A 20,355-nucleotide genomic window follows, 5' to 3' on the forward strand; every position below is an offset into this window, starting at 1 on the left:
ACGCATGGACGCAAGATGTGGCGACGGTGCTCGTCCACAATCATGATACGAGCGGAATGCAATTCCACCCATAGCGTGTCTGTGATGGGCGTGATGGGCGCCTTAGGCTGAGTAGAAACTTGACGTACTCCCCCCCCATCCCAGCCTTCCCCCTACCAGGGGGAGGAGCCTTTGCGCCCTCCGGCCAAGGCAGGGGGCTACAAGTGTCACTTCGCTCCCGGTTAGTTATTTCCCGGTTAGTTATTTCCCGGTTAGTTATTTACTGAATGCGCAGAGGTTTCCAGATAGGGTGTCAGGTGTTGCCGCGCTGTTGCTCTTCCGGCTTTTCGCCCAGCATGGCCGGTTTGAGTTTGGTGTCGACCGGTTTGTCACCTATCCAGATCTTGAGCAAGGCGTTGTAGAAAGTCGGGTCGGGAAGAGCGTCCGACACCTTCTTTCCATTGACGTGAATGATGGTACCCGTGTCAGGTATCCAGTCTGTCGTAAGGATATCGCCCTTCTTCAACTCAGGAATGGATGCAAAAATTTCACCGAACTTCTGCAGCTGGTTGATGTACTTCACTTTCTCGTTACGATCGCTGTTCTGGTTAATGCCGGACATGAAGCCGCGCCCCAGTTCTTCATTACTCACATCGCGCAGCATGACGATGGTCACTCTTTTGGCGCCCGGCGCGGCAAGCACATCCGGCACAGTGTTTTTCTTTTCGGCGAGATAAAGGCCTGCTACGTACACTTTAAAAATCGCTTTGTAGCGAATGCCGGCACCATTCAGCTTCAGGTCCTGGTTGCCAAGGCGAACCGTGTCATCCAGCTTGATGCCAGCCACTTCGGCAGCCTGCGCCGAACCGGTGGTCATTGCAACAGCCATGCAGGCTGTGATAAGTGCATGCCTATAGCGAATGCCAACTTTCATATTGTCTCCGTGAGTAGGGTCACCGCGCTGATGGTTTTGAATAGTTATTATTTATAGAACGAACGGCCGTTTTATTATGCGGAGATTGATTAGAGGTGTAAGTCTAATGTCCATGCTTACAGGCATTGTTTCCATGAAAAAAGCCGCCTGATCTCTTCGATCAGGCGGCTTTTTGATCTACCACAAACAGTGATGCATCCCTAAGTTGGCAAGGTATTGCGCTTCACTGCTACAGCGTTGACTGGAGCAATGGACTACAGCGAAGGACTACGCTTTACTCAAAGAACTCCTTGACCTTGTCTTTCCAGGACTTGCTTTGCGGGCTGTGCTTGGAACCGCCGGCATTGGTCAACTGTTCGAATTCCTGCAACAGTTCTTTCTGGCGGTCGGTCAGCTTGACAGGTGTTTCGACCACAACATGGCAGAACAGGTCGCCCGCATAACCGGAGCGCACACCCTTGATACCCTTGCTGCGCAGGCGGAAGGTCTTGCCCGACTGCGTGCCTTCCGGCAGTGTGAACGACGCCTTGCCATTCAAAGTCGGCACTTCCACTTCGCCGCCGAGTGCAGCCTTCGCGAACGACACCGGAATTTCGCAATGCAGGTCGTCGCCATCACGCTGGAACACCGGATGCGGCTTGATGCGGATTTCCACATACAGGTCGCCCGGCGGACCACCATTCATGCCCGGTTCTCCGTTGCCCGATGAGCGGATACGCATGCCGTCGTCGATACCCGCAGGGATCTTTACTTCCAGTGTCTTGTTGCGTTTGATGCGTCCGGCGCCGCTGCAGGTGGGGCATGGCGTCGGAATGATCTTGCCGGTGCCGTGGCACTTGGGGCAAGTCTGCTGAATGCTGAAGAAGCCTTGCTGCATGCGTACCTGGCCCTGGCCACCGCAGGTGGTACAGGTGGTCGGCGAGGTACCCGGCTTGGCGCCCGAACCGTGACAGGTGTCGCACTCGTCCCAGGACGGCACGCGAATCGTCGTATCGTAGCCATGGGCCGCTTGTTCCAGTGTAATTTCGAGGTTGTAGCGCAGATCGGCACCGCGATAAACCTGCGGGCCGGCGCTGCGTCCGCCGCGGGCGCCCTGGCCGAAGATATCACCAAAGATATCGCCGAATGCATCACCGAAGCCACCAAAGCCAGGCCCGCCTGCGCCACCACCCATGTTGGGATCCACGCCGGCGTGACCATACCGGTCATACGCTTCGCGCTTGCCGCCATCGGAAAGCATCTCGTAGGCTTCTTTCGCCTCCTTGAATTTTTCTTCCGCACCCTTGCTGTCCGGATTGCGGTCCGGATGGTACTTCATCGCGAGTTTGCGGTACGCCTTCTTGATTTCTTCGTCCGAGGCGTTTTTCGCTACACCCAGTATTTCGTAATAATCACGCTTTGCCATGTTTTCGGCATCCTGAATTTAAGCAAAAACGCCGAGCCGAGGATCGCTGGACGATCTTCGGCTCGGCGGGTCATCACGGCGCGAGCCGTATGACTGGATTATTTATCTTTGACTTCCTTGAAGTCAGCGTCGACAACATCTTCTTCCTTGGCACCGGACTCGGATGCACCGCCTGCCGCACCGGCTGCGCCGGCCGCACCAGCCTGCTCAGCTTGCGCATCGGCGTACATCTTTTCACCCAGCTTCTGGGCCGAAGTTGACAGCGCTGCGACCTTGGCATCGATGTCGGCCTTGTCGTTACCCTTGAGGGCTTCTTCCAAGTCCTTGATCGCTGCTTCGATCTTTTCTTTCTCGGAGCCGTCCAGCTTGTCGCCGTACTCGGTCAATGCTTTCTTGGTCGAGTGTACCAGTGCATCGCCCTGGTTGCGCGCGTCGGCCAGTTCCTTCAGCTTCTTGTCCTCATCGGCATAGAGCTCGGCGTCCTTCACCATCTTCTGGATTTCATCTTCGGTCAGACCGGAGTTCGCCTTGATGGTGATCTTGTTTTCCTTGCCCGAAGCCTTGTCCTTCGCACCGACGTGCAGGATGCCGTTGGCGTCGATGTCGAAAGTCACTTCGACCTGGGGAACGCCACGCGGCGCCGGCGGGATGCCTTCGAGGTTGAACTCGCCCAGCAGCTTGTTGCCGGTCGCGATCTCACGCTCGCCCTGGTATACCTTGATCGTTACGGCCGGCTGGTTGTCGTCGGCAGTCGAGAACACTTGGCTGAACTTGGTCGGGATCGTGGTGTTCTTCTGGATCATCTTGGTCATCACGCCGCCCAGTGTCTCGATACCGAGCGACAGCGGCGTCACGTCGAGCAGCAGCAGGTCCTTGCGGTCGCCGGACAGCACGGAACCCTGGATCGCGGCACCAACGGCAACCGCTTCGTCCGGATTGACGTCCTTGCGCGGATCCTTGCCGAAGAATTCCTTGACCTTTTCCTGCACCTTCGGCATACGGGTCATACCGCCGACCAGAATCACGTCCTGGATGTCGGAAACCTTGACGCCCGCATCCTTGATGGCAACGCGGCATGGCTCGATGGTACGGGTGATCAGTTCCTCAACCAGAGACTCCAGCTTGGCGCGGGTGACCTTCATGTTCAGGTGAACCGGTGCGCCATTGACCATGGCGATGTACGGCTCGTTGATCTCGGTCTGCTGCGACGAGGACAATTCGATCTTTGCGCGCTCGGCCGATGCCTTGATGCGCTGCAGTGCGATCGCGTCCTTCGACAGGTCGAGGCCGTTGATCTTCTTGAATTCGTCGATGATGTAATCGATGATGCGCTGGTCGAAGTCTTCACCGCCGAGGAAGGTGTCGCCGTTGGTGGACAGGACTTCAAACTGCATCTCGCCGTCGACGTCCGCGATCTCGATGATGGAGATATCGAAGGTACCGCCACCGAGGTCATACACGGCGATCTTGCGGTCGCCCTTGCCGCTCTTGTCGAGGCCGAATGCCAGCGCAGCCGCGGTCGGCTCATTGATGATGCGCTTGACGTCCAGACCAGCGATACGGCCGGCATCCTTGGTTGCCTGACGCTGTGCGTCATTGAAGTAAGCCGGCACGGTGATCACGGCTTCAGTGACTTCTTCGCCGAGGTAGTCTTCAGCGGTTTTCTTCATCTTGCGCAGCACTTCTGCGGAAACCTGCTGTGCGGCGAGCTTCTTGTCGCGCACTTGTACCCAGGCGTCGCCGTTGTCGGCCTTGACGATCTGGTACGGCATCAGGTTGATGTCCTTCTGGACTTCTTTTTCGTCAAATTTGCGGCCGATCAGGCGCTTGACTGCGTAAAGAGTGTTTTTGGGGTTGGTGACAGCCTGGCGCTTGGCAGGTGCACCGACCAGGATTTCGCCATCTTCCTGATAAGCGACCACGGACGGCGTGGTGCGCGAACCTTCGGAGTTCTCGATGACTTTCGGCTGACCGCCTTCCATGATGGCGACACAGGAGTTGGTCGTGCCCAAGTCAATACCAATGATCTTGCCCATAATGTATTCCTTTAAAAAAGCTGGATTTCTAATGTGTTGAATATGTGGAATAACGTGTCTGTTTCAAGTCTTTTTGAGGCCCGTTTTTTCAATTTTTTGCGGGTTGCAGACACTTTTTTCCAGTTTCAGCAAACTTATTGCGCTACCGTCACGAGCGCCGGGCGCAGGAGGCGGTCGGCGATCATGTAACCCTTCTGAAGCACGCTGACAATGGTGTTGGCTTCCTGCTCGGCCGGCACCATGGAAATTGCCTGATGCTTCATCGGGTCGAGCTTTTCGCCGGGCTGCGGATTGACCTCGATCAGCCGGTTACGCTCAAAGGCGGCAGTCAGCTGCTTCAGGGTCATTTCGACACCTTCCTTCAGCGACTCCACTGCCGGCGTTTCCAGCTTCAATGCCATTTCCAGGCTGTCCTTGACCGGAACCAGCGCCTCGGCAAAATTTTCAATGGCAAATTTATGTGCCTTGGCGATGTCTTCCTGTGCGCGACGACGGATATTTTCCGTATCGGCCTTGGCCCGCAAGAATGCATCCTGCAGTTCATTGGCCTTGGCTTCAGCGGCAGCCAGTTGTTCTTCAACAGAAGGCCCGGCTGGTGCTGGTTGCGGTGGCGCGCTTTCGGCAGATGCCGTTTGTTCAGGCTGAACCACTTGTTCGACCTGTTCCTGAGTTTTCTCTTGATCTTGCATCACAAAAAGTCTCCAACAATCAATGACTTACCGTTAATTGCCTTACTACATGAGGGTAATCCGTACTTTTTCAAGGGGATTTTTGAAACTTCTGAAGGAGTAGTAAGAGTGGATTAGCTACTGCGGATAAAGCTTGTTACACACTTTACCGAGCGGACGGCTTCCATTCGGTGTCATAAGTATTACCATGAGATATAAACATTGCAACGCACCATGCGCCGCAAGGATCATCGAGCCATGATAAAACTTCACCTGATATCGGCAGCGATCGTCGCCTATTCGTTAATGGCGACTGCATGGATCTGCCAGGCAGAACTCTTGCCGCTACTATAGAAGCTGCGACAACCGTAACGACGGCCGGGATCGCATTTCGAGGTGTTCAGCCGAAGCCAATGCCTTAATCCCGCGCTCCAAGCAGGCTTGCCTGCTGTCGCGATACTTCAGCCTCTTTCCGCACCTCTTCTCGCATCATGGGCGTCAGGACGGTAGGCCAGCCGATCATATGCTGTTCCGCGATCTCGGCCAGTGCCGCAATCCAGGCGTGATCCTCATTGAGGCAGGGAACGTAATGAAATTCCTTGCCGCCGGCGGTCAGAAAATCCTGCTTGGCCTCCATGGCAATTTCTTCCAGAGTTTCCAGGCAATCGCTGACAAAGCCGGGACAGATGACGTCCACGCGACGCGTACCCTCCCTTGCCAGTTTTTGCAGCGTTGGCGCGGTATAGGGCTGCAGCCATTCGGCCTTGCCAAAGCGCGACTGGAAGGTCACGACATACTGTTCCGGACCGAGCTGCAATTGCTGGGCAAGCAGACGACCGGTTTTCTGGCATTCGCAATGGTAAGGGTCGCCGAGCATGAGGGTGCGCTTGGGAACGCCATGAAAGCTCATCACCAGCTTTTCGGGTTTGCCGTGGTTGTCCCAATGGGCGAGGATACTTTTTTTCAGCGCCTGGATATAGCCTTCGTGATCGTGGTAATGCTTGACGAAGCGGAGTTCGGGAACGTTGCGCACCTTGCTGTAATGCTTGAAAACCGCATCGAAGATCGATGCCGTGGTGGTGCCGGAATATTGCGGGTAGGCCGGTACGATCAGGATACGGTCGCAGCCATCGGCCTTTAGTTTTTCCAGCACTTCCGGCAGGCCCGGTCGACCGTAGCGCATTGCATGCGCCACTTGCACATCATGTCCGCGCTCACCGAGATAACCGCGCAGCAAACTGGTCTGGCGCTCGGTATGCACGCGTAGCGGGGAACCATCGTTGGTCCAGATGGAGGCATATTTCGCTGCCGATTTTGACGAGCGGAAGGGCAAAATGATGCCATTCAGAATGAACCACCACGCCGCCTTCGGAATTTCAACCACCCGTGGATCCGAGAGAAATTGCCGCAGGTAGCGGCGCACCGCCGGTGTGGTGGGTGCATCGGGCGTGCCGAGATTGACCAGCACGATGGCGGACCTGGCGATCGTGCCGTGCTTGTAGGGCGGTTCTTTGTTGGGGCGCATTGTTTTTCTGGTCCAGTAATCGATCGCAATCAGTGGCGGGGCTTTGCCTCGCCTGACTTAGCTTAGCTCAGGCTGTTTAAGAGGCAAGCAGTTCACGTGCGTGCTTGCGCGTGGTCGCGGTGATTTCGATTCCGCCCAGCATGCGGGCAATTTCTTCGATACGTGCCTTGGCGTCGAGTGCGTCAATGCGCGACATGGTGCGACCGTCGGTGCTGCGCTTGCTGACCTGGAAATGCTGATTGGCCTGGCTGGCCACTTGCGGTAAGTGCGTCACGCAAAGTACCTGCCTGTCCTGGCCGAGGCGCTTGAGCAGACGTCCCACCACTTCGGCCACGCCGCCGCCGATACCACTGTCAACCTCGTCAAAAATCAGGGTCGGCGTCGCGGTGGCGCTTGAGGTAATCACCGAAATCGCCAGCGAGATACGAGCGAGCTCGCCACCCGATGCCACTTTCGCCAACGGGCGTGCCGAGGTTCCCGCATGCGCCGCCACCAGGAATTCGATTTGCTCGATACCATAGGCAGCCGGCTCGCAGGGATTCAGCGCGACTTCGAAACGTCCTCCCGCCATGCTCAGTTCCTGCATGGCCGCGGTGACCGCCTGGCTGAGCGCCGCGGCAGCCTTGGCGCGCGCCTTCGACAGCTTTTGGGCGGCGGCCAGATAGGCTTCCTTCAGTTTTTCTTCCTGCGCCCGCATCGCGTCAAGGTCGGTGGCATCCGCTAATTGTTTAAGTTGCGTCGACAAGCTCTCATATTCCTGGGGCAGATCTTCCGGTGCGACACGAAACTTGCGTGCGGTCGAATGGATGGCATCCAGCCTGGCTTCTACGGTATGCAAGCGCACCGGATCGAGTTCGACGCGGCCAAGATAATCGTTGAGGCCGTATACCGCTTCCTGCAGCTGGATGCGTGCGGGTTCAAGCGCTTCCACAACCGGCTTGAGCGCGTTATCGATATCGGCCAGTTTGCTCAGCTTGAGCGTCAGCGAGGTAAGCTGCGACAGCATCGGGTTGGTGTCGGATTCCGAAATGATGCCGAGCGCCTCCTGCGCGCCCTCGATCAGGCTTGCCGCATGCGAGAGACGGCTGTGCTCGGTACTGATGTCGGCCCACTCACCGGGCTTGACGGCCAACTTTTCGAGCTCGCCGACTTGCCACTCCAGGCGTTCGCGCTCCAGCAGGACGCTCTTGGCATTGGCTTCGAATTCTTCACGCTGCCTGGCCAGTGCGCGCCAGGTCTTGTACGCCGCTGCGACCAGCCTGGCGTCGTCCAGCAAACCGGCCTGGCTGTCGAGCAGCACGCGCTGTGCGTCGTTCTTCAGCAGCGACTGGTGCGCATGCTGTCCATGGATGTCGACCAGCATTTCGCCGAGTTCACGCAATTGCGATGCGGTCGCCGAGACGCCGTTGATATAGGCCTTGGACCGGCCTGCATTGTCGATCACGCGGCGCAACAGCACACCGCCATCATCGTCATTGCTGAACTCATGTTCGGACAACCAGGCGTCAATGTCGCCGGCACTGCTGAATTCGGCAGTGATGTCGGTTTTGCCGGCGCCTTCGCGTACGACGCTGGCATCGCCTCGCCCGCCAAGAGCCAGAGCCAGCGCGTCGATCAGGATGGATTTACCGGCGCCGGTCTCGCCAGTGAATACGGTAAAGCCGGGGGCAAATTCCAGTTCGATCGAATCGACAATGACAAAATCGCGTATCGAAAGTGTACGAAGCATGGTTATTTCTAATATAAGAGTCGCGGCAATACAAAACCTCGGGACAATGACAGCTGCACCGCCGCTGGCAGGTGTGGCGCCGTTCCCTGGCCTGGTTCACCGTGGTTGATTGGTCCCGTGGCAAGGCGCTATTTTAACTTCCCCGTGACCGAGGGATATTCGTTCCAGTGCAGCTTTTCGCGCAGGGTGTCGTAATAACTCCAACCCTGCGGATGCAGGAAGGTAATGGTGTGGGCAGAGCGCCGGATCACAATCCGGTCGTGATGCTGCAGGCTGGCCAGGGATTGCATGTCGAAATTGACACTCACTTCGCGCCCGCCCACGATCTCAATCACGATATTGCTTGACTCGGGGACAACGATGGGCCGGTTGGACAAGGCATGCGGCGCAATCGGCACCAGCGCCAGGCCGGAAAGGCTGGGATGCAGCAAAGGCCCGCCTGCCGACAATGCGTAAGCAGTGGAACCGGTCGGAGTGGAAACAATCAGACCGTCTGAACGCTGGTTGTACATGAAGCGCCCATCCACCTCGACCTTTAGCTCAACCATGCCGGTTGTCGGTCCGCGCGCCACGACAATGTCATTGAACGCCAGTGCATGAAAAATCTGCTGTCCGTCGCGGAACACCGTGCCTTCGAGCAGGCTGCGCTGTTCCGACTCGAGATTGCCGCGCAACATTTCCGACAGGACCGCAATCATGCTGTCCTGGGAAATGTCGGTCATGAAGCCAAGGCGTCCCTGGTTGATACCGATCAGGGGGACGTGGTAAGGCGCAAGCTGGCGCGCAATGCCCAGCATGGTACCGTCGCCGCCGAGGACAATGGCAACATCGGCCTTCTGGCCGATCTCCTGAGCGGTCATGGATTCCACCGCCGGCATGCCGACGTTGCGGGCGGTTTCTGCTTCGAGAACGACATGGTGCCCCTTGTCAAGAAGGAAGCTCGCGATGTCGGACAAGGACTGCTCGATCCCGGCGGCCATGTATTTGCCGATGACGGCAATGGTCCGGAAGGCAAGCGGTCTGGTAGGAGGCGTGATCGGCAACATGCTGGAGATTAGACCATAATTTCGTAAGCTGAGACAGGAAGCGCCGTCAGGCCGCCTGGTCAATTTCCGTAAAACCCTGTTGAAACCTGAATCCCGGACGCCATATGTCAGTTATTAAAGCCGTGCTGTTTGATTTGGACGATACCCTTTGGCCTATCGTGCCTGTCATCAAGCGTGCGGAAAACCTGTTGTTTGAATGGTTGCAGGCCAACGTGCCGACGGTGGCTGCTCGCGTGTCGATCGATGGCATGCGGGCGCGCCGGCAGATGCTGATGGAAACCGATCCGGTGTATCAGCTGGACTTGCGGGCACTGCGGCATGCGGTGCTGAAAGAGGCATTCATGGAAGCTGGCGAGGAACTTTCCCTGGTCGACGAAGCGATGCATGTGTTTTCACGGGCGCGCAACGAAGTGCCGTTGTTTCCGGAGGTCGAGCCGACCTTGCGCGGATTGCGCGAACGCTATGCGCTGGCCTCGGTATCGAATGGCGTGTCGGATCTGAAGGCCATCGGTATTGCGCACTTGTTCGACGCTACCATTGCCGCGCACAGTTTCGGTTTGGCCAAGCCGGACGCCGCAATTTTCCATGCAGCCTGTGAAGCACTCAATGTTGCGCCTGGTGAAGCCGTTTATGTTGGCGACGATCCGCGACTTGACGTCGATGGCGCACAAAAAGCCGGACTGCGCGCCGTGTGGATGAATCGCAAGGAATTGCAGCCGTTGCGGCCACTGCCGCAAGGAATCACGCCCGATGCGGAGTGTTCCAATCTGGTCGAACTTGACCACTGGCTGCAACAACTGCGGTAAAACTCTGATAACAATCAAGTTTTTCTGGCTCCGGATGGCAACAGAAAGTGGCACGGGCGGTCCGGCGTCGTTAGAATAACCGTATGCAACTCGATAATCGCGCACAAACTTTACTGAAAGCACTGGTCGAACGGTATATCGCCGACGGTCAACCGGTCGGTTCACGTGCACTTTCCAAGATCTCGGGACTGGACCTGTCACCGGCGACTATCCGCAACATCATGGCGGACCTGGAAGAGATGGGTTTCGTCGCGAGTCCGCACACCTCGGCCGGTCGCATTCCGACGCCGCGTGGCTACCGGATGTTCGTTGACACCTTGCTGACCGTGCAAGCCATCGACGAATCGACGGTCGAAGCAAGAATGCAAAAACAGCTGCAGCTGAAGTCCCCGCAAAAGATCATTTCCAACGCGGCGCAGATCCTGTCATCGTTGTCGCAGTTCGCCGGCGTGGTGATGACGCCACGTCATGAATCGATTTTCCAGCAGATCGAGTTTCTCCGCCTGTCCGAGAAGCGCATCCTGCTGGTCATCGTGGCGCCGAATGGCGAAGTGCAGAATCGACTGCTGCTGACCGATGTCGATTACACACCATCCCAACTCATCCAGGCCGGCAACTATATTAACCAGCATTTCGCCGGATTGAGTTTCGATGAGATTCGCAACCGCATTCAAAACGAGCTGCGCCAGCTGCGCGACGACATGACGCGCCTGATGCAGGCCGCCGTAGAAGCCGGAAGCGACGCCATGTCGGACAATAGCGAAGATGTGGTGATTTCCGGTGAGCGCAATCTGCTCAGCGTCACCGACCTTGCCTCCAACATGACTTCATTGCGCAAGTTGTTTGACCTGTTCGAACAAAAGACCAGCCTGATGCAATTGCTCGATGTGTCGAGCAAGGCGGCTGGCGTACAGATTTTCATTGGCGGCGACTCGCAGTTGCTGCCGGTCGACGACATGAGCGTGGTTACCGCGCCATATGAAGTGAATGGCAAGATTGTCGGCACACTGGGCGTGATCGGCCCGACACGCATGGCGTATGAACGGGTGATTCCGCTGGTCGACATTACGGCAAAGCTGTTGTCCAATGCACTCAGTCACACCTGAATTAAAACTGATTAAAACCTACCCAGGCAACCGGTCAGACAACTGCCCGCCGGCGGAGGTCAGCCCTGCAACGGGCTTCAGCCCATCATCAATTCCGCAACTGATTTGCTGTTGGCCGCGTCGAGTTTGACAAACTGCAGACCGACGCGAAAGCCGTCATTGCCGCTCAGAATACTGTAAATAACTTTCGCCGGGCCCATCACGCGAACGGTTTTCCCGTTCAGCGGCGCTTCAAATCCCACCGTACATTCCTGACCGGGCCGCAGTTGCTCCCCGAGCATCAGGCTTAAACCACCAAGGGAAATATCGAGCGTGCGCGCGCGCATGGGGCTGGCGCCGGGAAGGACAACAATGGCCGGGCAGCGCAGGATCTTGCGCGGAAAACTTCTTGGTTCAGCAGGCATGGGGCGAGCAGCGGAAGTGACGTGGCCGGAACGCTTTTGTGGCGCGGACGGGACATCGTTCATGAAAGCGCGAAGCCTTGGCAGTTGTGGCGACGCGCGAGAAAAATGTTAGCAACGACAATGCTTTACCAATTCTTTATCGGTTCCGGTGCGGACAGTCGGTCTTGGTGCAATGGCCGTACAGCGCAAGCGCGTGCTCGGCAATGTTGAAACCACGGTCCCGGGCAACGCTTTGCTGGCGCTTTTCGATTTCCTCGTCAAAGAACTCTTCGACCCGGCCGCAATCCAGACAGACCAGATGGTCATGGTGCGAGCCTTCGTTCAGTTCAAACACGGCCTTGCCGGTCTCGAAATGATTACGATGTAACAAGCCGGCCTGTTCGAACTGGGTCAGCACGCGGTAAACCGTTGCCAGACCGACATCCATGTTCTCGGTCAGCAAAATCTTGTACACATCTTCGGCGCTGAGATGCCTTACCGTGCTGTTCTGAAAAATATCGAGGATTTTGAGCCGCGGCAGGGTTGCTTTGAGGCCGCTTGCTTTCAGCTCGTTAGGATTGCTAGGCATGTTGTTAGTCGGAATCGGGTTATCTGCTTTATCATATAGCGTTTCGGCCCAATTGCTCAATGAATTGAGACCCACTATGCGAATGTTGTCTGTATTACCCGATCGTACACCAGCCTTTGGCAGTACGTTGCTTCTGGCGCTCGCCGCCTGCCTGGCCGGATGCGCATCCAAGAATCCCCTGATGGAAGAACCGGCAGCGCCCGTCGCGGCCAGCAAGCCCGCCCAAGCCGCGCCCGCAGCAGCCAGTGCCGCTCCTGCGCCTGCGGCAACAACAGCATCGACAGATTCCGCAGTATCCACCGTATCCAAAGCCGAAGGTCCGACTTCCGGTGTAAAGACCACTGCCCCGACCGGCGTCCGGCGCTTTCTCGGCATATTTTCGCCTTACCGGGTTGACGTTCAGCAAGGCAATTTCGTTTCCCGCGAAATGGTGGCGCAGATCAAGGAAGGCATGCAGCGCCCCGAAGGCGTTACACGCGACCAGGTCAAGTTCGTTCTTGGAACGCCGCTTCTGACCGACATCTTCCATGAGGACCGCTGGGATTATGTATTCCACCTCAAGAAGCGTACCGGCGAAGTCATCTCCAGCCGTGTCACCGCTTTCTTCAAGGACAACCGCCTGGTTAACATCGACGGTGACACCTTGCCGACGGAAGAAGAATATCTTGCATTCATCGCCGGCACCAAATCGGCCAAATAATCTAATTCAATCATGAGCCAACTTAAAATCGCCGTTGCAGGCGCCTCCGGCCGCATGGGCCGCATGCTGATTGAGACCATACAGAATGCGGACGACGCTGTTCTCGCCGGCGCGCTTGATGTGCCGTCGTCGCCGGGCGTGGGCACCGACGCAGCCGCCTTCCTTGGCAAGCCGGCCAATGTCGCCATTCAGTCAGACCTCGCCGCCGGGCTTGCGAATGCCGAATTCCTGATTGACTTCACCCGCCCGGAAGGCACGTTGAAGCACCTCGAATACTGCGCTGCGCATGGCATCAAGCTCATCATCGGCACGACCGGTTTCGACGAGGCCGGCAAGGCCGCGATCGCGGCCGCGGCGGAAAAGACCGCCATCGTGTTCGCGCCCAACATGAGCGTCGGTGTCAATGTCACGCTCAAGTTGCTGCAAATGGCAGCCAAGAGTTTTTCCCACGGCTACGACATTGAAATCATCGAAGCGCATCACCGCCACAAGGTTGACGCGCCGTCCGGCACGGCACTCAAGATGGGTGAAGTGATCGCCGAATCGCTTGGCCGCAACCTCGACGATGTTGCCGTTTATGCACGCGAAGGCGTGACTGGCGAACGCGATCCTTCATCGATCGGGTTTGCGACCATCCGTGGGGGCGATATTGTCGGCGATCATACGGTCCTGTTTGCGGGTACCGGGGAACGTATCGAAATCACGCACAAGTCATCCAGCCGCATGAGCTATGCGCATGGCAGCCTGCGTGCCGCACGCTTTTTGGCGGACAAGAAAACCGGCTTGTACGACATGCAGGCTGTGCTCGGACTCTGACCAATCTGTAAATGATTACCGCAGATGGACACCGATACCCGAAAACGATCGGCATCGGTGCTCCCTGCGGTTGCCACCCTGCTGCTCCATGTCGCGCTGATCGGCGTCGTCGTCACCGGACTGGGCAACAAGCCCAAACCGAAGTCGCCGCCCAAACCGCTCGAGGTAACGCTGCTGCAGGCGCCAACACCGCCAGCGCCCCTGCCCGTGATGGCTGAGCCTGCGCCAACGGTATCGCCTGCGCCTCCGTCCCTGCCCTCGCCCTCGCCTCCACCAGAAAAACCGCCCGAAAAGCGACGTCCCGTGCCTAAGCCCCGCGTCGAACGCAAACCGGCACCGAAGCCTTTACCACCGCCGCGCGAAGTACCGCGTACGCAGGCACCGGATGTCACTTTCGACGCCAGGCCGACACCGTCCAGTTCCAGTGCCGTCACAACGCCGCCTGCCCCTCCGCCGCCACCCGCTCCGGTCGCTGCCGCCGCGCCTGTCGCCAGGACACCCGTATCGATACCGGCGCGCTATGCTGCCAGCAACCGCAAGCCGGAATACCCGCGTATGTCGCGGCAAATGGAGGAAGAAGGCACGGTGGTGCTCAGGGTCTTCGTCCAGGCCGATGGCAGTGCCGGCACGGTCGAGATCCGGACATCAAGCGGCTTCCCCTTGCTCGACCAGTCAGCCAGGAACGCGGTCCAGTCATGGCGCTTTGAACCAGCCACAAGCGACGGCAAGCCAGTCGGCGAATGGTTTCTGATCCCTATTCCGTTTAAACTCCAGAACTAGTCTCAAACTGGCTCCAATTTCACACATACATCATTACCATGAACGAAACTCTCGGATTCGCGCATTACTGGGCTCAAGGCGACGCGGTTACCCATTCGGTGGCCTACCTGCTGCTGCTGATGTCGGTGATCAGCTGGTACTACATTTTTTCGAAGGCCTGGAGTTCATGGCGGATACGCAGGAGCGCCGGCGCGCTCGACGGCTTCTGGAAAGCGCCGACCCTGCCCGACGCGATTGCGATTGTGAAGAACGCCGACAGCGAAGACGTCTATGCGCCGCTCGCGGTGCAAAGCGCCGAGGCTGCCAATGTGACGGCCCAGGCCGGCTCGCTCAATGCGACGGTTGATCCCAGCGAATTGATCACGCGCACCCTGCGACAGGAAATCAACCGGGTCTCGGCCCGCCTGGAAAGCGGCCTGACCCTGCTGGCCTCGGTCGGCTCCACCGCTCCCTTCGTCGGCCTGTTCGGCACCGTGTGGGGCATTTACCATGCGCTGGTGGCGGTATCGTCAGCCGGCACGGTACAGATCGACAAGGTGGCCGGACCGGTCGGCGAAGCGCTGATCATGACGGCGCTCGGGCTGGTCGTGGCGATTCCGGCGGTGCTTGCGTATAACACGTTCACCCGCGTCAATCGTGTTACCCTCGCAGAACTTGATGCCTTCGCACATGACCTGCATGCCTACCTGACCACCGGCGCGCGCGTCGGCAAGTAACCGCTAGCGGAGCAAAACCCATGGCATTCGGCGGATTCAACGACGACAAAAAACAAGCTCCGATGGCCGACATCAACGTTACCCCGATGGTCGACGTGATGCTGGTGCTATTGGTGATTTTCATTATTACGGCGCCGCTGTTTACGCATTCGATCAAGCTGGATTTGCCGAATGCCCAGTCGACCGCCGCCCCGGAAAAGCCGGAAACGATTTCCCTGTCCATTGACGGCGAAGGAAAGATTTTCTGGAACAACGACCCGATCGAGCAGCAGGAACTCGGCAACCGGCTCGCTGTCGCAGCAAAGAAGCAGCCGCAGCCGGAATTGCAGCTGCGCGCCGACAAATCCACCCGGTACGAAATCATTGCGCAGGTCATGTCCACGGCCCAGACCAACGGCATGACCAAGATGGGTTTCGTCACCGACTCCAAAGAGAAACCCTAACCAGATGCCAGCCGTACAGCTCGATGGTCACGCCCTTACCGATTGGGCTGGATTTCACCAGACCTGCAAGCAAGCCCTCGGATTTCCCGCTTTTTACGGCGGCAACATGGATGCCTGGATTGATTGTCTGAGCGGATTGCGCGACGGCGACGGCATGTCGGCGTTCCGCCTTGCTCCGGATGAAATGCTCCAGATCCAGGTGTTGCACTCCGATGTCTTACGGCGGGAAGCCCCGGAAATCCTGTCGGCGCTCGAGGAATGCGCCGCCGAAGTCAACCAGCTGTACGTCGAAAACGGCAAAAAACCGGCGGTTGGCCTCGTTCTGCGCTGAATTGTTGCCTGTTTTGCCCTGATTTCACGGCGAAATTCCTGACATCCCCAGCGGCAATAGCCCCCGGCGAGCAAGTATAATGACGGGTTCAATTCCACTTTCAGCTTCATCCGTCATGCAAGAAAAATATCTCCCCGGCGACGTCGAAAAAGCGGCGCAAGACCACTGGAAGGCGATCGACGCCTACAAGACTGTCGAACACGCGAAGGACAAGAGCGGCCAGGACAAGAAGAAATTCTACGCCTGCTCGATGCTTCCCTACCCGTCCGGCAAGCTGCACATGGGCCATGTGCGCAACTACACCATCAATGACGTGATGTACCGCTATCTGCGGATGAACGGCTACAACGTGCTGATGCCGATGGGCTGGGACGCTTTCGGCATGCCCGCCGAAAACGCCGCGATGGCCAACGGCGTGCCGCCTGCGCAGTGGACTTACTCGAACATCGAGTACATGAAGCAGCAGATGCAATCGATGGGCCTTGCCATCGACTGGTCGCGCGAGATGACTGCCTGCAAGCCGGACTATTACAAGTGGAACCAGTGGATGTTCCTCAAGATGCTCGAAAAGGGCATCATCTACAAGAAGACCGGTACCGTGAACTGGGATCCGATCGATCAGACCGTGCTCGCCAATGAACAGGTGATCGACGGCCGTGGCTGGCGTTCGGGCGCGCTGATCGAGAAGCGCGAAATCCCGATGTACTACGCAAAGATCACCTCCTACGCGGAAGAACTACTCGATTTCGTTGACAACAAGCTCCCGGGCTGGCCGGAACGCGTGCGCATCATGCAGTCCAACTGGATCGGCAAATCGACCGGTGTGCGCTTCGCCTTCCCGCATGACATCAAGGATGCCGAAGGCCGTGCCATCAACGACGGCAAGATGTGGGTCTTCACCACCCGCGCCGATACCATCATGGGCGTGACCTTCTGCGCTGTCGCACCGGAACATGCGCTGGCGACACACGCTGCACAGAATAATCCGGCGCTTGCCGAATTCATCGCCGAATGTAAAAAAGGCAGCGTCATCGAAGCCGACATGGCGACGATGGAAAAGAAAGGCATGCCCACCGGCCTGTTCGTCACCCACCCGCTGACCGGCGACAAGGTCGAAGTCTGGGTCGGCAACTACGTGCTGATTACTTACGGCGATGGCGCCGTCATGGGCGTCCCCGCCCATGACGAACGTGACTTCGCCTTTGCCAAGAAATACAGCCTGCCGATCAAGCAGGTGGTCGCTGTCGAAGGCAAGACCTATTCGACCGATGCCTGGGAAGAATGGTATGCGGACAAGGAGCATGGCGTCTGCACCCACTCCGGCAAGTACGACGGCCTCAACTACCCCGCCGCTGTCGAAGCGGTGGCGGCCGATCTTGCGGCTCAGGGCATCGGCGAGAAAAAGATTACTTACCGCCTGCGCGACTGGGGCATTTCACGCCAGCGCTACTGGGGCACGCCGATCCCGATCATCCATTGCAGCAGCTGCGGCGATGTACCGGTGCCGGAAAAGGACTTGCCGGTCGTGCTGCCGGAAGACTGCGTGCCGGATGGCAGCGGCAACCCGCTCAACAAGCATGAGCAATTCCTGCACGTCGATTGCCCGAAGTGCGGCAAGCCGGCGCGTCGCGAAACCGACACCATGGACACCTTCGTCGATTCGTCGTGGTACTACATGCGCTATTGCTCGCCGGGCAGCAACGAAGCGATGGTCGATTCGCGCAACGATTACTGGATGCCGATGGACCAGTACATCGGCGGCATCGAGCACGCGGTGCTGCACCTGTTGTACGCCCGCTTCTGGACCAAGGTGATGCGTGACTTCGGTCTGATCAAGTTCGACGAGCCTTTCGTCAACCTGCTCACCCAAGGCATGGTGCTCAACGAAACCTATTACCGCGAAGACGCCAGCGGCAAGAAAACCTGGTTCAATCCGGCCGATGTCGAACTCAGCTTTGACGACAAGGGTCGTCCGGTCTCGGCGCTGCTCAAGTCCGACGGCAAGCCGGTTGAACTCGGCGGCACCGAAAAGATGTCGAAGTCCAAGAACAACGGCATCGACCCGCAGGCACAGATCGACCAGTACGGCGCCGATACCGCCCGCCTGTTCACCATGTTCGCATCGCCGCCGGAACAGACTCTCGAATGGTCGGGTGCCGGTGTGGAAGGCGCCAATCGCTTCCTGCGCCGCGTCTGGGCATTCGCTCACGCGCAGGCAGGACGCATTGCAGATGCGGGTACAGGCACCGTCGCCTTCGGCACGCTGCCGGAAACGCACAAGACCTTGCGCCGCGAGATCCACAAGATCCTGCAGCAGGCAGACCATGACTTCAAGCGCATCCAGTACAACACCGTGGTGTCGGCCTGCATGAAGATGCTCAACACGCTGGAAGCCGCCAAGCTCGATGATTCCGCTGCCTCCAACGCGGTGATCGCCGAAGGTTTCTCGATCTTCCTGCGCGTGCTGTATCCAGTCGCGCCGCACGTCACGCATGTGCTGTGGCAGGAACTTGGCCTGACCAAGGCCCACGGCGACATCCTCGATGCACCGTGGCCGCAGGTCGATGCCGGTGCACTGGAACAGGCGGAAATCGAACTCATGGTGCAGGTCAACGGCAAGCTGCGCGGCAGCGTGAAGGTGCCGAAGGAAGCCGACAAGGCAACCATCGAAGCGGCCGCACTGACCAATGAGAACGTGAAGAAGTTTGTCGAAGGCACGCCGAAGAAAGTCATCATTGTGCCCGGCAAGCTGGTCAACATCGTCGTCTGATACCGGGAGAGTTCATGAATCGACGCGCCGCACTGCTCCTCGCCCTGGCCGCCGCCACGACACTGTCGGCGTGCGGCTTCCAGTTGCGTGGATCCGATGGCAAGTCCAGCCTGCCGTTCAAGAGCGTGTACATCGGCGTGCCGGAAACATCGCCGCTGGGTGTTGAGCTCAAGCGCTATGTTCGCGCGGGCGGCAATACGGAGATCGTGACCGATCCGCGCCAGGCTGACGCGATCATCGACGTGCTTGGCGAATCCCGGGAAAAGGCGACGCTGTCCCTGAATACGCAGGGACGTATCCGCGAATACTCGCTGTATTACCGGATGCGTTTTCGGGTGAGGGATCGCACCGACAAGGAATTGCTGCCGCCAACCGAAATTGTGCTCAAGCGCGACATCAGCTTCAATGAATCGCAAGTGATCGCAAAGGAAAAGGAAGAAGAACTGCTCTACCGCGACATGCAGTCCGATGCCGTGCAGCAGATCCTGCGCCGTATGGCGGCGCTGAAACCTGCCTGACCGGCAACATACGGGATAAGCAATGCAACTACGGCTCGACGCACTCGATACGCATCTGGCGAAATCGCTTGCGCCACTGTATGTGATCACGAGCGATGAACACCTGCTTGCGCTGGAAGCAGCCGACAAGATTCGCAAGACGGCGCGCGCGCAGGGCTATTCGGAACGTGAAGTACTGGTCGTCGAACGCAGCTTCAAGTGGGGTGCCCTGCTCGCGGCCAATCAGTCGCAATCGCTGTTCGGTGACCGCAAGCTGATCGAGTTGCGCATCCCCACCGGCAAGCCCGGCAAGGATGGCGGCCAGGCGCTGCAGGAATACGTCGGTGCGCTGAGTCCGGACAACGTCACGCTGATTACGCTGCCTAAGCTGGACTGGCAGACGCAAAAGGCAGCCTGGGTGGGCACGCTGCAGCAAGCCGGCGTGTACATCGATATCCCGCTGGTCGAACGCGCGCAATTGCCCGGCTGGATCGGCATGCGCCTCGCTGCCCAGAAGCAAAGTGCCGACCGGCAAAGCGTCGATTTCATAGCCGATCGGGTCGAAGGCAACCTGCTCGCCGCGCATCAGGAATTGCAAAAACTGGCCCTGCTGCATCCGGAAGGCAAGCTGAGTTTTGAACAGGTGCAGGACGCAGTGCTGAATGTCGCCCGCTACGACGTATTCAAGCTGAATGAAGCGATGTTGTCGGGCGATGTGGCCCGCCTGGTCCGTATGATCGAGGGTTTGAAAGGCGAAGGCGAAGCGCTGCCGCTGGTGCTGTGGGCGATGGCCGAGGAAATCCGGACCTTGCTCAAGGTAAAGGCCGGTGCGGCGCAGGGAAAATCGGTCGGCATGCTGCTGAAGGAATACCGGATCTGGGGTCCGCGCGAGAAGCTGATGGAACCGGCACTGCGCAGGCTGAAACTGTCGACGCTGGAAGCGGCGCTGCAGGAAGCGGCGCAAATCGATAAGATGGTTAAGGGTTTGAGGGCAAAGGCGTTTGCCGGCGATGCATGGGATGCGTTGCTGCAGTTGGGGTTGAAGGTGGCGCGAGGGTAGGTGTTGTATGGATCGGGTACTTCATTCCACTGACTA

20 protein-coding genes are annotated in these 20,355 nt (G+C 58.1%); 11 read left to right on the forward strand and 9 right to left on the reverse strand.

All coding sequences use genetic code 11. The annotated features are described in order from the left end of the window. Window positions 1-292 precede the first annotated feature (292 nt). From ASE07_RS16300 to ASE07_RS16330, 7 genes are all read right to left on the reverse strand, one after another. Window positions 293-913 (reverse strand): chalcone isomerase family protein, encoded by a 621-nt coding sequence (locus ASE07_RS16300; protein WP_200960952.1) that lies wholly within the window; start codon window positions 911-913, stop codon window positions 293-295. Between the two features lie 274 nt (window positions 914-1,187). Next, window positions 1,188-2,318 (reverse strand): molecular chaperone DnaJ, encoded by a 1,131-nt coding sequence (dnaJ, locus tag ASE07_RS16305; protein ID WP_057291894.1) that lies wholly within the window; start codon window positions 2,316-2,318, stop codon window positions 1,188-1,190. 98 nt (window positions 2,319-2,416) lie between these two features. Then, on the reverse strand, window positions 2,417-4,354 hold the full coding sequence (gene dnaK, locus ASE07_RS16310; RefSeq protein WP_057291895.1) for a molecular chaperone DnaK: 1,938 nt from the start codon (window positions 4,352-4,354) through the stop codon (window positions 2,417-2,419). A 134-nt stretch (window positions 4,355-4,488) separates the two neighbouring features. Continuing rightward, window positions 4,489-5,043 (reverse strand): nucleotide exchange factor GrpE, encoded by a 555-nt coding sequence (grpE, locus tag ASE07_RS16315; RefSeq protein ID WP_057291896.1) that lies wholly within the window; start codon window positions 5,041-5,043, stop codon window positions 4,489-4,491. Window positions 5,044-5,440: 397 nt separating this feature from the next. After that, window positions 5,441-6,547: a ferrochelatase gene (gene hemH, locus ASE07_RS16320; protein ID WP_057291897.1), complete on the reverse strand. Its 1,107-nt coding sequence runs from the start codon at window positions 6,545-6,547 to the stop codon at window positions 5,441-5,443. Between the two features lie 76 nt (window positions 6,548-6,623). Continuing rightward, entirely contained in the window at window positions 6,624-8,276 is a 1,653-nt protein-coding gene (gene recN / locus ASE07_RS16325; protein ID WP_057291898.1) for a DNA repair protein RecN, read from the reverse strand. Between the two features lie 128 nt (window positions 8,277-8,404). After that, window positions 8,405-9,322, reverse strand: coding sequence for an NAD kinase (locus tag ASE07_RS16330; protein WP_057291899.1), 918 nt, complete (start codon window positions 9,320-9,322; stop codon window positions 8,405-8,407). 104 nt (window positions 9,323-9,426) lie between these two features. Here ASE07_RS16330 and ASE07_RS16335 point away from each other — a divergent pair, with 104 nt between their 5' ends. Together ASE07_RS16335 and hrcA are read left to right on the forward strand one after the other, a co-directional pair. Then, window positions 9,427-10,128: an HAD family hydrolase gene (locus ASE07_RS16335; protein ID WP_057291900.1), complete on the forward strand. Its 702-nt coding sequence runs from the start codon at window positions 9,427-9,429 to the stop codon at window positions 10,126-10,128. Window positions 10,129-10,211: 83 nt separating this feature from the next. Next, the gene (gene hrcA, locus ASE07_RS16340; RefSeq protein WP_057291901.1) at window positions 10,212-11,234 is read left to right on the forward strand and encodes a heat-inducible transcriptional repressor HrcA; all 1,023 of its coding nucleotides are present in this window, start codon (window positions 10,212-10,214) and stop codon (window positions 11,232-11,234) included. Between the two features lie 77 nt (window positions 11,235-11,311). Here the strand turns inward: hrcA and ASE07_RS16345 are convergent, their stop codons facing one another. Then, on the reverse strand, window positions 11,312-11,701 hold the full coding sequence (locus ASE07_RS16345; protein ID WP_057291902.1) for a PilZ domain-containing protein: 390 nt from the start codon (window positions 11,699-11,701) through the stop codon (window positions 11,312-11,314). A 73-nt stretch (window positions 11,702-11,774) separates the two neighbouring features. Continuing rightward, window positions 11,775-12,206 carry a ferric iron uptake transcriptional regulator gene (gene fur, locus ASE07_RS16350; protein WP_057291903.1) on the reverse strand — a complete coding sequence of 144 codons (432 nt, stop codon included), beginning with the start codon at window positions 12,204-12,206 and terminating at the stop codon, window positions 11,775-11,777. Window positions 12,207-12,387: 181 nt separating this feature from the next. Here fur and ASE07_RS16355 point away from each other — a divergent pair, with 181 nt between their 5' ends. From ASE07_RS16355 to holA, 9 genes are all read left to right on the forward strand, one after another. Beyond that, window positions 12,388-12,906, forward strand: coding sequence for an outer membrane protein assembly factor BamE (locus ASE07_RS16355; protein WP_327196057.1), 519 nt, complete (start codon window positions 12,388-12,390; stop codon window positions 12,904-12,906). 12 nt (window positions 12,907-12,918) lie between these two features. Then, window positions 12,919-13,722: a 4-hydroxy-tetrahydrodipicolinate reductase gene (gene dapB / locus ASE07_RS16360; protein ID WP_057291905.1), complete on the forward strand. Its 804-nt coding sequence runs from the start codon at window positions 12,919-12,921 to the stop codon at window positions 13,720-13,722. Window positions 13,723-13,746: 24 nt separating this feature from the next. Next, on the forward strand, window positions 13,747-14,502 hold the full coding sequence (locus ASE07_RS16365) for an energy transducer TonB (protein ID WP_057291906.1): 756 nt from the start codon (window positions 13,747-13,749) through the stop codon (window positions 14,500-14,502). A 38-nt stretch (window positions 14,503-14,540) separates the two neighbouring features. Then, window positions 14,541-15,218 (forward strand): MotA/TolQ/ExbB proton channel family protein, encoded by a 678-nt coding sequence (locus ASE07_RS16370; protein WP_057291907.1) that lies wholly within the window; start codon window positions 14,541-14,543, stop codon window positions 15,216-15,218. 20 nt (window positions 15,219-15,238) lie between these two features. After that, window positions 15,239-15,661, forward strand: a complete 423-nt coding sequence (locus tag ASE07_RS16375; RefSeq protein ID WP_057291908.1) for an ExbD/TolR family protein — start codon at window positions 15,239-15,241, stop codon at window positions 15,659-15,661. A gap of 4 nt (window positions 15,662-15,665) precedes the next feature. Beyond that, window positions 15,666-15,992 (forward strand): barstar family protein, encoded by a 327-nt coding sequence (locus ASE07_RS16380; RefSeq protein ID WP_057291909.1) that lies wholly within the window; start codon window positions 15,666-15,668, stop codon window positions 15,990-15,992. A gap of 115 nt (window positions 15,993-16,107) precedes the next feature. After that, complete coding sequence (gene leuS / locus ASE07_RS16385; RefSeq protein ID WP_057291924.1) at window positions 16,108-18,762, forward strand: leucine--tRNA ligase; 2,655 nt, start codon at window positions 16,108-16,110, stop codon at window positions 18,760-18,762. A gap of 14 nt (window positions 18,763-18,776) precedes the next feature. Continuing rightward, the gene (locus ASE07_RS16390; RefSeq protein ID WP_057291910.1) at window positions 18,777-19,280 is read left to right on the forward strand and encodes an LPS-assembly lipoprotein LptE; all 504 of its coding nucleotides are present in this window, start codon (window positions 18,777-18,779) and stop codon (window positions 19,278-19,280) included. A 22-nt stretch (window positions 19,281-19,302) separates the two neighbouring features. Continuing rightward, complete coding sequence (gene holA / locus ASE07_RS16395; RefSeq protein ID WP_057291911.1) at window positions 19,303-20,319, forward strand: DNA polymerase III subunit delta; 1,017 nt, start codon at window positions 19,303-19,305, stop codon at window positions 20,317-20,319. The last annotated feature ends 36 nt before the right edge of the window (window positions 20,320-20,355 follow it).

The sequence above is a fragment of the Noviherbaspirillum sp. Root189 genome (assembly GCF_001428545.1).
Classification (GTDB): domain Bacteria; phylum Pseudomonadota; class Gammaproteobacteria; order Burkholderiales; family Burkholderiaceae_D; genus Noviherbaspirillum.

Bases quoted from the DNA above. Each gene is read 5' to 3' on its own strand.
- ASE07_RS16300 (WP_200960952.1), bottom strand. From the start codon at position 913: ATGAAAGTTGGCATTCGCTATAGGCATGCACTTATCACAGCCTGCATG.
- dnaJ (WP_057291894.1), bottom strand. From the start codon at position 2,318: ATGGCAAAGCGTGATTATTACGAAATACTGGGTGTAGCGAAAAACGCC.
- dnaK (WP_057291895.1), bottom strand. From the start codon at position 4,354: ATGGGCAAGATCATTGGTATTGACTTGGGCACGACCAACTCCTGTGTC.
- grpE (WP_057291896.1), bottom strand. From the start codon at position 5,043: ATGCAAGATCAAGAGAAAACTCAGGAACAGGTCGAACAAGTGGTTCAG.
- hemH (WP_057291897.1), bottom strand. From the start codon at position 6,547: ATGCGCCCCAACAAAGAACCGCCCTACAAGCACGGCACGATCGCCAGG.
- recN (WP_057291898.1), bottom strand. From the start codon at position 8,276: ATGCTTCGTACACTTTCGATACGCGATTTTGTCATTGTCGATTCGATC.
- ASE07_RS16330 (WP_057291899.1), bottom strand. From the start codon at position 9,322: ATGTTGCCGATCACGCCTCCTACCAGACCGCTTGCCTTCCGGACCATT.
- ASE07_RS16335 (WP_057291900.1), top strand. From the start codon at position 9,427: ATGTCAGTTATTAAAGCCGTGCTGTTTGATTTGGACGATACCCTTTGG.
- hrcA (WP_057291901.1), top strand. From the start codon at position 10,212: ATGCAACTCGATAATCGCGCACAAACTTTACTGAAAGCACTGGTCGAA.
- ASE07_RS16345 (WP_057291902.1), bottom strand. From the start codon at position 11,701: ATGAACGATGTCCCGTCCGCGCCACAAAAGCGTTCCGGCCACGTCACT.
- fur (WP_057291903.1), bottom strand. From the start codon at position 12,206: ATGCCTAGCAATCCTAACGAGCTGAAAGCAAGCGGCCTCAAAGCAACC.
- ASE07_RS16355 (WP_327196057.1), top strand. From the start codon at position 12,388: ATGGAAGAACCGGCAGCGCCCGTCGCGGCCAGCAAGCCCGCCCAAGCC.
- dapB (WP_057291905.1), top strand. From the start codon at position 12,919: ATGAGCCAACTTAAAATCGCCGTTGCAGGCGCCTCCGGCCGCATGGGC.
- ASE07_RS16365 (WP_057291906.1), top strand. From the start codon at position 13,747: ATGGACACCGATACCCGAAAACGATCGGCATCGGTGCTCCCTGCGGTT.
- ASE07_RS16370 (WP_057291907.1), top strand. From the start codon at position 14,541: ATGAACGAAACTCTCGGATTCGCGCATTACTGGGCTCAAGGCGACGCG.
- ASE07_RS16375 (WP_057291908.1), top strand. From the start codon at position 15,239: ATGGCATTCGGCGGATTCAACGACGACAAAAAACAAGCTCCGATGGCC.
- ASE07_RS16380 (WP_057291909.1), top strand. From the start codon at position 15,666: ATGCCAGCCGTACAGCTCGATGGTCACGCCCTTACCGATTGGGCTGGA.
- leuS (WP_057291924.1), top strand. From the start codon at position 16,108: ATGCAAGAAAAATATCTCCCCGGCGACGTCGAAAAAGCGGCGCAAGAC.
- ASE07_RS16390 (WP_057291910.1), top strand. From the start codon at position 18,777: ATGAATCGACGCGCCGCACTGCTCCTCGCCCTGGCCGCCGCCACGACA.
- holA (WP_057291911.1), top strand. From the start codon at position 19,303: ATGCAACTACGGCTCGACGCACTCGATACGCATCTGGCGAAATCGCTT.